12 protein-coding genes are annotated in these 10714 nt (G+C 61.7%); 4 read left to right on the top strand and 8 right to left on the bottom strand.

The window, feature by feature from the left end; translation table 11 throughout:
- From Q1V43_RS06870 to Q1V43_RS06850, 5 genes are all read right to left on the bottom strand, one after another.
- Positions 1 to 2083 (bottom strand): hypothetical protein (locus Q1V43_RS06870; RefSeq protein ID WP_300515675.1); only part of this gene is annotated, 2083 nt, incomplete at its 3' end.
- Positions 2080 to 2949 (bottom strand): flagellar motor stator protein MotA, encoded by an 870-nt coding sequence (motA, locus tag Q1V43_RS06865; RefSeq protein WP_300515672.1) that lies wholly within the window; start codon positions 2947 to 2949, stop codon positions 2080 to 2082. The genes Q1V43_RS06870 and motA, both read right to left, overlap by 4 nt.
- A 67-nt stretch (positions 2950 to 3016) precedes the next feature.
- The gene (locus tag Q1V43_RS06860; RefSeq protein WP_300515669.1) at positions 3017 to 3613 is read right to left on the bottom strand and encodes a hypothetical protein; all 597 of its coding nucleotides are present in this window, start codon (positions 3611 to 3613) and stop codon (positions 3017 to 3019) included.
- Complete coding sequence (locus Q1V43_RS06855; protein WP_300515683.1) at positions 3610 to 3981, bottom strand: DUF6468 domain-containing protein; 372 nt, start codon at positions 3979 to 3981, stop codon at positions 3610 to 3612. Before Q1V43_RS06855 ends, Q1V43_RS06860 begins: the two co-directional genes overlap by 4 nt.
- A gap of 17 nt (positions 3982 to 3998) precedes the next feature.
- Positions 3999 to 4502, bottom strand: coding sequence for a flagellar basal body-associated FliL family protein (locus tag Q1V43_RS06850; RefSeq protein ID WP_300515666.1), 504 nt, complete (start codon positions 4500 to 4502; stop codon positions 3999 to 4001).
- A gap of 124 nt (positions 4503 to 4626) precedes the next feature.
- Between Q1V43_RS06850 and fliF the strand changes: the two genes are divergently transcribed.
- Genes fliF through fliP form a run of 4 tightly spaced genes read left to right on the top strand, consistent with a single transcriptional unit; the run spans position 4627 to position 7979 of the window.
- A complete protein-coding gene (gene fliF, locus Q1V43_RS06845; RefSeq protein WP_300515663.1) occupies positions 4627 to 6312 on the top strand; it encodes a flagellar basal-body MS-ring/collar protein FliF in 1686 nt (561 codons plus the stop codon).
- A complete protein-coding gene (locus tag Q1V43_RS06840) occupies positions 6309 to 6950 on the top strand; it encodes a flagellar biosynthesis protein (RefSeq protein WP_300515660.1) in 642 nt (213 codons plus the stop codon). The genes fliF and Q1V43_RS06840 overlap by 4 nt, the downstream gene beginning before the upstream one ends.
- Position 6951: 1 nt before the next feature.
- Positions 6952 to 7230, top strand: a complete 279-nt coding sequence (locus Q1V43_RS06835) for a FliM/FliN family flagellar motor C-terminal domain-containing protein (protein WP_300515680.1) — start codon at positions 6952 to 6954, stop codon at positions 7228 to 7230.
- Positions 7231 to 7283: 53 nt separating this feature from the next.
- Positions 7284 to 7979: a flagellar type III secretion system pore protein FliP gene (fliP, locus tag Q1V43_RS06830; RefSeq protein ID WP_300515657.1), complete on the top strand. Its 696-nt coding sequence runs from the start codon at positions 7284 to 7286 to the stop codon at positions 7977 to 7979.
- 211 nt (positions 7980 to 8190) lie between these two features.
- Here the strand turns inward: fliP and Q1V43_RS06825 are convergent, their stop codons facing one another.
- The 3 genes from Q1V43_RS06825 to Q1V43_RS06815 all read right to left on the bottom strand — a co-directional run.
- On the bottom strand, positions 8191 to 9291 hold the full coding sequence (locus tag Q1V43_RS06825; RefSeq protein WP_300515677.1) for a flagellar basal body P-ring protein FlgI: 1101 nt from the start codon (positions 9289 to 9291) through the stop codon (positions 8191 to 8193).
- 2 nt (positions 9292 to 9293) lie between these two features.
- Positions 9294 to 10301 (bottom strand): flagellin, encoded by a 1008-nt coding sequence (locus Q1V43_RS06820; RefSeq protein ID WP_300515654.1) that lies wholly within the window; start codon positions 10299 to 10301, stop codon positions 9294 to 9296.
- 10 nt (positions 10302 to 10311) lie between these two features.
- The coding region (locus Q1V43_RS06815; protein WP_300515651.1) for a flagellar basal body rod C-terminal domain-containing protein at positions 10312 to 10714 on the bottom strand (403 nt) is incomplete at its 5' end.

The following is a 10714-nucleotide window of genomic DNA, read 5'->3' as shown; positions in this document are numbered from 1 at the left end:
CCCCCTCAAGCCCGGCAAGATACCCCATGGCAACGCCCGGCTTGCCCTCCAAAAGCGCTATCTGTGCGAAGAGAAGACGATCTTTCGGCCCCGAAACCTCATGTGAATTGGACAGGACGGCACGTGCGGGGGCAGCAAATCCAAGGTCCAGAAAACGCCCGGCAACGGCCTGACGGACCGGCGAGGGCATCAGTGAAATACGGCTGCTTTCCGATATCGCATGCATAAGAAACGCCGTATCCTCAGCATTTTCAACCAATTCCATCAGGAAAGCTTCACGCAGCTTAACCACTTCGACCGTCTCCGCCCCATAGGTTTCTGCCGCTTCCCCCAGAAGGACGAGGGCCCGGTCAAATCGGGCTGAATACAATTCAGCCCGCAGGGCGGTGGTCAGAAGTGCCTCCCCCGTTTTCGTTCCCCGATGTTCGTAGGCCATGGAGGTCAGGAGCCTGCGCCACCTGTCTTCGACAGGTTGTCCCGCTTCCATACGCGCGCCTACAAGCTGCAACAGAGCGTCCGGTGCAAGCGGATCATCTTCACGAATGATTTCTTCCAGCCGGGCATTTGCCCGTTCGGCATCCCCGTTCGATCTGTCCAGACCGGCCTCAAGGAGGTCGAACCCTGCCCCATGTCTACCGGGTGCCCGAGCCACGGCATCGCGCAAGGCGTTAGCGGTCGAGACATCCCCTATATCCAGGAAGCTCTGCGCCAGGCCCGGTCCCAGATGGCGGCGTAAATGCAGGGGCAAGTCGGAGAAGGACTTGATCACCGAACTCCGGTCGATATCCGCCGCTGGGGACAGGCTGGGTTGCGCCAGCGTGGCCCAGAGCGCGACAGGCCCGGAACAAGCCATCTGGTCGGATATGGCCGCGGGATTGGTGCTTTCCCCGGAATCCATGATCTCCCCCATCATGACCAGCAGATCCGGGCGCTGAACCTCGGCCCCGAAACGTCGTAGGACGGCGATCGCCTCGGCGCCAAAGGTCAGGTAGATATAGTTTCGCACAAGACCGAGGACATGGTCCGGGTTTGCCTGATCGAATTCGCCCAGCAATCCGGCTCTATGCGTGGAAAGGACCGCCCCGTCATTCGGAGGGCGCCCCCAGTTCGCCAGATCGAAATACTCGGCCGGCAGGCAGGCCAGACCATCACGGGTTGTCGCCGGCCTATCAGGGGTTGCGGCGTCCATGTCCCGGTCGATCACAGTCTGAATCTGCATGTGCCCGATAGGATCCTGTGGCGGAACAGGAAAGGGTTGTGGTACCCCTTCGCGGCCGGGATCCGGAGCCGGGTTCAACGCCACCTCGACGGCTGCCTCAGTGGCTTGCAGGTCCGCATCGAGCAGCCCTTGGGCTGCGGCACGGCCGATCTGGAGCAAAAGCTCTTCTTCAGTCTCGGAAACACGGTCTTGCGCCGGCGCAGCAACCTTTGACGCTTGCGGGAGAACCGGTTCGTTTTCGATAAAGTCGGTCACAAGGTCGACGACGGCGGATCGCTTGTCCCTGTCCGGTGAGAGGCCTGGGTGCGGCAGGGGTGTTTGGTAGCTGAACGTGATGGGAAGTCCAAACCGTACCGCGCGGGAATCGGGGCCGGGTGGAGTTGCCTCCGGCGCGGGGACATCCAGCGGGGCCTCAGCGGCCGCAGAAACCGTCGCGTTACCGAAGGCGGGTTCCGCCTGCGCCTCGACGTCATTCAGTTCTTGGTTGAAAGGACTGTTCGCACGTGGCGCCGGACCATCCTTGATGTCCAGGACCACCTCACTTGCGCGGAGGTCGAAGGCATCACCGTAACACGGGCAATTGGATGAAATGAACAGGCGTCCGTTTCCCCGGTCTTCCAACGCAACGATCCGGGTTCTCGGGATCAGGTCAAACACGCCGCGCGTATCGAACTGCATTTCAGGCGCATCCACCCGGATTTCGTATCCACCGTCGACACGCCCGAAGCGCCATGCCACGCGTGTATCGAATTGCAGAACCAGGCGCGAAAAATCCGCGTGCTCCCCGGATCGGAGGGTCACGACCTGGGCCCAACTCACGCCAGGCAGAAGCCACAGGCAGAGGAGTGCAGTTCGTGCGATCATGCGGCGTCCTTCTTCACGTCCTTCAGGGCGTCTTCGAGGTCCGAGAAACTGGGGCGGATGTGACTGGGCGTGTTCTGACGCCCCACCTCAATGCAAATGTTGGTCGAATGGTTGTAGAGATTGGCAACCAAGACCTCGCGGATCAACTGGTAGAAATGGGCGTCCTCCTCGGTGACAGTCTTAACCTTGGACGCAAAGGGTCCGACCAGCCCGTAGGCCAGGAACACGCCAAGGAAGGTCCCGACCAACGCACCGCCGATCAGCTTGCCCAGAATTTCCGGCGGCTGGTCGATCGAGCCCATGGTCTTGATGACCCCCAGGACCGCTGCCACAATGCCCAGTGCCGGAAGGCCATCCGCAACAGTTTGCAGCGCATGAGAGGAGTGCATTGCGTGGTGCAGGTTCGCCTCCATGCGTTTTTCCAGCACCTCTTCGACCTGGTGTGGGTCATCATAGTTCATCGAAGCTGAGCGCAGTGTGTCGCAAATCAAGTCGATCGCCTCACGGTCGGTAAGGATTTTCGGATACTTCTGAAAGATCAGACTGTCTTCGGGTGTCTCGATGTGTTCCTCGAGCGCCACAGCGTTTTGCCGCGCCTGACGAATCAGTTCGAACAGCAGGCAGAGCAGGTCTTTGTAGTCGTCAGGTTTCCACTTGGGCCCCTTGAACACCTTGCCGACATCCTTGACCGTATGCTTGATCGCGCCGAGGTCGTTGGAAATCACAAAAGCCCCGGCCGCCGCCCCGCCGATCATGGTGAATTCGAAGGGCAGCGACTTCAGAATGATCCCCATCTTGCCGCCTGCAGCAAGATAACCGCCGAACACCATTACGAAAATCATCGCGATACCGACGAAACCGATCATACCGTAGCCTCCGCTTGTCCTTGCCGCCAACCTGCCAGAGCAAGGTTAAGAAACCCTGATCACCGGCTTAGTTCGTCGGCACTGCGGCATTGCGGCCGGCGAGGATGACGCTGATCGCATAGGCGGTCTTTGGATCCAGCCCCGACAGGACCGCGGCCGCCGCGTCCGGACGCATCCGCGCCAGGAAACCGGCGGCAAATTGCGGGTCCATCGCCTCGAACAGAGGGGCGGCTTCCTTGGGTTTCATATTCTCGTAAACAGCGGTCAGGCGGGTCAGGTCCTCTTCGGCCGCCGAATCCGCCAGGGCCATGGTGGCGGCCAGCTCCTCCTCGGCGCTGGTCAGCGCTTCGAGATTTCTGGAAATCTGCTCTTCGGCCACGGCAAGCGCCTGCAATCGGGTTTCCAACGCGGCCTCTCGATCGGCCAGACGCGCCTCGCGCTCCCGCAACTGCTCAAGCAGGATCGCCAGGTTCGGATCCGGCACCGGGGCGGGAACCCCGGTCAATTCGGGCTCCGCCTCAGCCAGGGCCATGACTTCTCCGGCGACGGCATGACCCACCGGACCACCCAGTCGCAACAGGGCCGAAAGGCCCAGCATCACCGCAACGACCCAGAGAACGCCACGTGTTGCGCGACGTCGGCGCGGTTTCAACTGCTTGCTCATTGCGCTGCCTCCAGCCGGTTGCGCTGGCTCAGAAACAGAGGTTCCTCGCTCTCCTGCAAACCGTCGGTGGCTGGCTCGGAGAGCTCGGAAAGATCATGCATGGAGGCCAGCATCAGCTCCAGTTTGCGTGATACGTCTTCGGCCCGTTCGGTCAGATCGGTCAACTCGCGCGAACTGTTCCCGGCAGCCTTGCGCGCCTTTTCCATCGTTCTGGTCATATCGTCCACCTGAGCCGACAGCACGGCAACCGCACCGCCCATGCCATCCTGAAGATTGTTGAACTTCTTCAGACGGCGGCTCAGCACCAGGCAATAGATTGCGGCACCGGCAGCGCCGGCCACCAGAAGCGTGTCTGCAATCATGTCCAGCATCGGCATTTCCTTTCCTAGTTCAGAACGAATTCCATGATCAGGAGGTCACGCACACGCCCTTCCCCCGTCACCAGCTGGATGCGCCGCAGCATCTGCGCCCGTAGCATCAACAGGGCCGATGGATCCTCGATATCCCGCATCTCCACCGCACGCAGATAGGAGTTCAGCACATCCAGTACGCGTGGGATCAGCCTGGTCACATCTTCCCGAAACTGCGGCTCGACCTCCAGTGAGGCCCGGAACCGCAAATGCCTGCTGCCGGAGCCATTGCCCAGCGAGATCACCAGCGGATCGATCTCGACAAAGGCCACGGGCGGCAGGGTGACAACCTCTTCCTCCGGCACGAATTCGGCGGTGCCTGCTTCGGATTCAGGCTTCAGAATCATGCCCGCATAGACCGCAAAGAACCCGCCACCGCCCAACAGGAGCGCGAGCATCACCCCGATCAGCAAGCCCTTCCTGGACTTCTTTTTCGGTGCCTCTTCATCACCTTCAACCGGATTTTCAGCCTCCGCCATGGCGTCACCATTTTTTTGCGTCGAATCCTTATAGCCCGGCGCTTACTAACCGATTGTTAAGGGCGATCTGGGAAAACGATTGCAACGACGGGGGCAGAAGCCCGCTCGCAGAAGGAGTTCCGTCTTGCAGCAGATCCTGAACATCTGGTCCGCGCTGGACATGCGCAAAAGGATGATTGTGGTCCTTGCCACCGTGGCGATGTTCGCCGCTGTACTGGGCCTGTCCCGCATGGCCAGCCAGCCGTCGATGTCGCTTCTTTATGCGGGGCTCGAATCGGGGCCTGCCGGCGAGGTCGTGAAAGCGCTGGAGGCACGCGGAGCCCAATATGAAATCCGCAGCGGCACCATCTTCGTCGAAGGTGCCCGGCGTGATGAACTGCGCATGACTCTGGCCAGCGAAGGGCTTCCGACGAACTCCTCGAAAGGTTACGAGCTACTCGACGGCATGTCCGGCTTTGGCACGACGTCCCAAATGTTCGATGCGGCCTATTGGCGCGCGAAGGAGGGCGAATTGGCGCGCACGATCGTGGCCTCACCGCTGATCCAACAGGCCCGCGTGCATATCGCGAACCCCGCGCCCCAGGGCTTTCGGCAAAGGGTTGATCCAACGGCTTCAGTAACCGTCGCAACACCGAGCGGAACTTTGTCCGCGCAGCACGCCAAGGCTTTGAAATTCCTTGTGGCTTCAGCAGTCACGGGCCTGTCGCCGGAAAATGTGTCGATCATCGATTCACGTGGCGGCCTGATCATGTCTGGCGACGATGTCGCGGCGGGCTCCGCGGACGGCGGAGATCGTGCCGAGGAACTGAAACACAACGTCGAACGTCTGCTGGAGGCCCGGGTGGGCTATGGCAATGCCGTGGTCGAAGTGACCGTGGAAACCTCGACCGAGCGCGAGTCGATCCTGGAGCGCAGTTTTGATCCTGATAGCCGCGTCGCCATCTCGACCGAAACCGAGGAAACCAGCAACTCCGCCCGCGACACCCGTAGTGGCGGCGTGTCAGTCGCTTCGAACTTGCCGTCGGGCGAGGCCGCAGGCGGTGACGGCGCCTCCTCTTCCTCGAATTCCGAAACGCGTGAGCGGGTGAATTACGAAGTGTCCGAGACAACGCGTGAAATCCTGCGCGCGCCGGGCACGGTCAGGCGCATTAGCGTGGCGGTTTTGGTGGATGGCATCCGCACCGTGGATGCAGATGGAAACCCGGTCTGGGAGCCGCGCCCCGAAGAAGAATTGACCGCATTGCGTGAGCTGGTCGCCTCCGCCGTTGGCTTCACTGAGGCTCGCGGCGACAGCTTGACCCTGAAAACCATGGAATTCGAACCGATCGTTGCCGACGGCAGTGAAGCGACGAGTGGAGTGATTTCGCGCCTGAACCTGGACATAATGTCCTTGATCAGGCTTGCCGTCCTGGCCCTGGTTGCCCTTGTTCTGGGCCTGTTCGTGCTGCGACCGATCTTCGGATCCGGCGCCGAAGCCCCCGCCTTGGCCGACGCTTCAACTGGTGCCCTACCCGGCCCGGCCCCGACTGGCCTGCCCCTCACGCAACCCGGCCCAGCTGCGGGTTTCCCTGATCCCAACGCGATCCCCGACCTGCCGCCGCTGACCGGCGAAATCGACGACGGTGGATTTTCCCCTCCGGAGATGGCCGTGGTGTCCGATATCGACTTCGCCGACAACGATCTGCCCGCCCTGAACGGCGAGTCTGCGGACCCGGTCGTGCGCCTACGCGCCCTGATCGCGGAACGACAGGGCGAAATGGTCGAAATCCTGCGTGGCTGGATGGAAGATGAAGAGGAACCGGCGCAATGAAACCTGTGTTCCCTCTCGAAGAATTCGACGCTGCCGACCTGAGTTCCAGCTCGGCCAACCCGAAGCCCGCTGCCGCAGCGCCTCCGCCGTCGCCAACACCGACCGTCCCGGTCGAGGAGTTCGAGAAGGTCAGGCTCGAGGGCTACGAATCGGGCTACCAGGCCGGGTGGGATGACGCCACCCGCGCCGACAGCGAAGGTCAGAGCCGCATCGGCGCCGAGTTTGCGCGCAACCTGCAGGACCTCGGCTTTACCTTTCACGAGGCGCGCAGCCATGTGATGCATGCGCTGGAACCGCTTCTTACCGGCATGGTCGAAAAGGTCCTGCCGCAGATCATCTCGCAAACTGTGGGCCAGACGATTATCGAGGAGCTGCTGCCGCTGGCATCAGACGCTGCCGACACCCCGATCGAGGTCGTCATCTGCCCAACCAGCCGCCCCGCGCTTGAAACTCTGCTGTCAGAGGCGTCCAGCGTGCCCTTCGTTCTGCGGGAAGAAGACAGCTTGGCGGAGGGTCAAGTCTTTCTGCGCTCCGGCAAATCCGAAAAGCACCTCGACCTGACCGGGGCTGTCGACCGAATCGGCAATGCGATTAACGGTCTCTACGAACTCAACGAGAAAGCGTTCCAGAATGGATGATATGACCCAAGCCGATAAAAACGGCCCTTCGAACCCGTTCACCCAGGTGCCAATCGAAATCACCATCTCGGTCGGCAAGGCGCGCCCGACTGTGCGCGACCTGCTGAAACTCAAGGCGGATTCGGTCCTCCCCCTGGACAAGAAAGTCGCGGACCCGGTGGAGCTCTATATCGGCGACAAGTTGATCGCCCGCGGCGAACTGGAGGAAGTCGACGGCGCGCCCGATGGGCAGTTGGCTGTGCGCCTGACCGAAGTGGCCGACCTGAAATCGGGCCTCTGATCATGCTTCGTTTCACGCTTATCCAGGGCCTGCTCACGACCATCGCGTTAACCATGATCCTGGCAGCCAGTCCGGCAGTGGCGCAAGACATTTCCATTTCTCTGGGCGATGACGGTTCGCTCGCCACACGCTCGATCCAGCTGCTCGTGCTGGTCACGATATTGAGTCTGGTGCCCGGCCTGGCGATTATGATCACCTGCTTCCCCTTTATCGTGACAGTTCTGTCGATCCTGCGCCAGGCAATCGGGTTGCAGCAGTCCCCACCCAACATGCTGATCATCAGCCTGGCCCTGTTTCTGACCTACTTCGTGATGGAACCGGTCTTTACCGAAGCCTGGGCGCGTGGTGCCGGACCCTTTTCCGAAGGTAACATGGAGCTGGAACCTGCGTTTATGGCAGCGCTGGACCCGTTCCGGGTCTTCATGGCCGCACGGGTCGACGCTGACACTTTCCAGAACCTGGCCAGTTTGCGCGAGGCCACGCTTGGCGCGACCCCGGAAGCCGAGGCCCCCTTGTCCCTGCTGGTGCCCTCTTTCTTGTTGTCGGAAATCGAACGGGCCTTCCAGATCGGTTTCCTGCTGTTCCTTCCCTTTCTCATCATCGACCTCGTGGTCGCGGCGATTCTCATGTCCATGGGCATGATGATGGTCCCTCCTGCGATCGTTTCGCTACCGTTCAAACTGGCCTTCTTCGTGGTGGCTGACGGGTGGAGCCTGGTCTCGGGCGCCCTGGTCCGCAGCTACTTCTGACCTCCGGCCAGCCAGTCCTCGGGCGCGGGAAATACCCCGGTCCCTGGTCCCTGGTCCCCCGCCTAGTGTGAGATCCCGACTGGTGGCACGCCAAGCGGTCCTATTCGGCCAAGGCGGCAAGAATGGCGAAACCTCCGCGCGACACCCCCCGGATTTGCGAGGGCAGGACCGTCCATAACGACACCCTGGCCTTGTCATCCTGTTGTCCACCTCAGCGTACGATGAACTCCGCATGGAGCGCGCCTGCTGCTTTGATGCTTTTCAAGATGTCGATCATGCCGCGGGGCGACACGCCCAGCGCGTTCAGCCCCGCTATCACTTCGGACAGGTCCGTCCCCACGGGCACTTCGGCCAGATTGACGCCCGGCTCTTCTTCGATGCCGACTTCGGTGCGTGGCACAACGATAGGCGTACCCTGCGAGAACGGATTGGGCTGCACCACCAGGGGCTGTTCCTGGATGCGCAACGTCAGGTTTCCCTGGGACACGGCGACCCGGCTGATGCGGACATCTGCGCCCATTACGATAGTGCCCGAGCGCTGGTCCACCACCACCCGCGCCTTGCGTTCGGGGTCGACCCGCAGGTTTTCGATCTCGCCGATGGCGTGGGCAGGCGACAGGGCCTGCGTTGCCTTGATGTCCAACAGGACCGTGCCACTGTCCAGCATCCGCGAGACCACACGGCCAAAGCTACGATTGATCGCATCCTCGATCCGCTCCGCCGTGGTGAAATCAGGGGTGCGCAAAGCCAGGCGGATCGAGTCCAACTGGGTAAAATCAAAGTCGATCTCCCGTTCTACCCGCGCGCCGTTCGGCACTACACCAGCGGTTGGTACACCCTGGACCACGCTTGCCCCGTCACCCTCGGACGAAGCCCCGCCAGCAATCACCGTGCCCTGTGCCACTGCGTAGATCTGCCCATCGGCTGCATTGAGCGGGGTCATCACCAACGTGCCCCCCAGCAGGCTTTTCGCGTCACCTATGGCCGAAACCGTGATGTCGATCTTCGACCCTGCCCGGGCAAAGGGCGGCAGGCTTGCCGTCACAAAAACAGCCGCAACATTCTTTGGTCGAAACTGTTCGCCAGTCACGTTCACGCCAAGACGCTCCAGGATGTTGGCCATGATGTCTTCGGTAAAGGGCGCATTTCGGATGCCGTCGCCGGTGCCATTCAGCCCGACCACAAGACCATAGCCGATCAGGTCATTTCCACGCACACCATCGAATTCGACAAGATCCTTGATCCGGACCGGTCCCGCATGGAGCGGAAGCGCCAGGAACAGGGTCCACAGGAGGGTAAGAAGCGGCTTCATCATCACATGTAGTCCGTGAAATTGAGCTGCGCGATGCGCGCGGTGACGGTGTAGAGCGTTTCGATCTGGCCATAGACCGCTTCAAGCTCGGTGGCGGTGTCATAGGGGTCGGCGCCGATCAAGTCGGCACGCGCGATCTCCAGCGCTGATCGCTCGGCCGCGTTCTGAACCGAAATATCCTCGATCCGGGCCTGTTGCGCTCCAACCTGGGCCCTGAGGGTGGTCAGGGCCCCGTCCGCAGTCAGAAGTCCTTCGGCGGCAATCTTGGTCAGGGCGGCCTGTTCATCCACATCTCCGGTCAGAACCCCTTCGGCAATCAGCGCAGACTTGGCATAGGACTTCATCACATCACGCAGGGCCTGATCATCGGCGCGTACCGGTTGGCGGACCAGATCCCCATCGCCGATGCGGGTCAATCCCATGCCAGAGGTCGACCCCAAGTAGCCCAGAGTTTCAAAGCCACCGCCGGGCGCGTCGAACCAGGCATCCACGGCGGTCGACACATCCGCCGCCGTCGTCGCCCCGGACGTGCCCGCGACCAAGGCAGCCATGATCGTGTCGGCACCAGCCAGGGCGGGGCCATCGGTGGCAGCACCTGCCATCAGGGTGCGGTCGGCCAGGCGGGTGTTCAGATGCGACACGACCGAGGCAAACTTCTGCTCTGCATCGATCGCCGAGGTCTGGATCAAGGTAGAATTGCGTGCAGAACTGGCTTGCAACAGGCCCGGAACCAGCTCCTGGTTTGTGGTCTGGATATATTCCAGGGACAGCTGCACGGTGTCGGTTACTATCGCCGCCTCCGAAGTGGCCGTGCGATAGGCATCCAAAGCCTTGAGCGTCCGTTCGATCCCCGCGATAGGCCCGAAATCCCCGGTCATCTTCGAGGCCGTATTTTCCCGCACGCCTGTGGTCAGCTCGGTCGAAAGACGGGTCAGCTCGGCCTTCAGCTGCCGGGTCAGGCGCTGGGTCTGGAAGGTGCCGACCATGTCACCGATTGTCAGATTGCTCATCTTTGCGTCCTCACATCGACAGGAGTTGCTTGATCATTTCGTCCACTGTCGCGATCACGCGGGCGTTGGCGGCATAGGCTTGTTCGATCAGAAGGAGTTTCTGCATCTCATGGTCCGTGTCGACGCCGTTCTCCAGCTCCATCTGTTTCAGGGTGTCATTCTGCGCGCTGGACGAGGCCAGCAGGTTTTCCGCATGCAACCGATCCGCCCCGATCGACGACAGGAAATCCGCCGCCAGCCCGCTGGAGGATCGGGCCGCCGTCGCGAAACTGGCGCTGGCAGCGGTGCGCGGCGCGGTCAATGCGGTTGTCAGATCCTGCAACAGCTGCGCATTGCCAACCTCGCCGGGGATGGCCGCGCCCAGCCCGTCACGCAGGCGCCAGATGGCACCGCCCCGGGTGGGATCGACTGCG

The organism is Aliiroseovarius sp., from assembly GCF_030148435.1.
Classification (GTDB): domain Bacteria; phylum Pseudomonadota; class Alphaproteobacteria; order Rhodobacterales; family Rhodobacteraceae; genus JASBTN01.
This window is presented reverse-complemented; position numbering and strand designations above follow the sequence as displayed.

What these genes read in the sequence shown, in the direction of transcription:
- Q1V43_RS06820 (WP_300515654.1), bottom strand. Translation starts at nt 10,301, where the DNA reads ATGAGCAATCTGACAATCGGTGACATGGTCGGCACCTTCCAGACCCAG.
- fliP (WP_300515657.1), top strand. Translation starts at nt 7,284, where the DNA reads ATGATCCTGGCAGCCAGTCCGGCAGTGGCGCAAGACATTTCCATTTCT.
- Q1V43_RS06825 (WP_300515677.1), bottom strand. Translation starts at nt 9,291, where the DNA reads ATGAAGCCGCTTCTTACCCTCCTGTGGACCCTGTTCCTGGCGCTTCCG.
- Q1V43_RS06860 (WP_300515669.1), bottom strand. Translation starts at nt 3,613, where the DNA reads ATGAGCAAGCAGTTGAAACCGCGCCGACGTCGCGCAACACGTGGCGTT.
- Q1V43_RS06850 (WP_300515666.1), bottom strand. Translation starts at nt 4,502, where the DNA reads ATGGCGGAGGCTGAAAATCCGGTTGAAGGTGATGAAGAGGCACCGAAA.
- motA (WP_300515672.1), bottom strand. Translation starts at nt 2,949, where the DNA reads ATGATCGGTTTCGTCGGTATCGCGATGATTTTCGTAATGGTGTTCGGC.
- Q1V43_RS06840 (WP_300515660.1), top strand. Translation starts at nt 6,309, where the DNA reads ATGAAACCTGTGTTCCCTCTCGAAGAATTCGACGCTGCCGACCTGAGT.
- Q1V43_RS06835 (WP_300515680.1), top strand. Translation starts at nt 6,952, where the DNA reads ATGACCCAAGCCGATAAAAACGGCCCTTCGAACCCGTTCACCCAGGTG.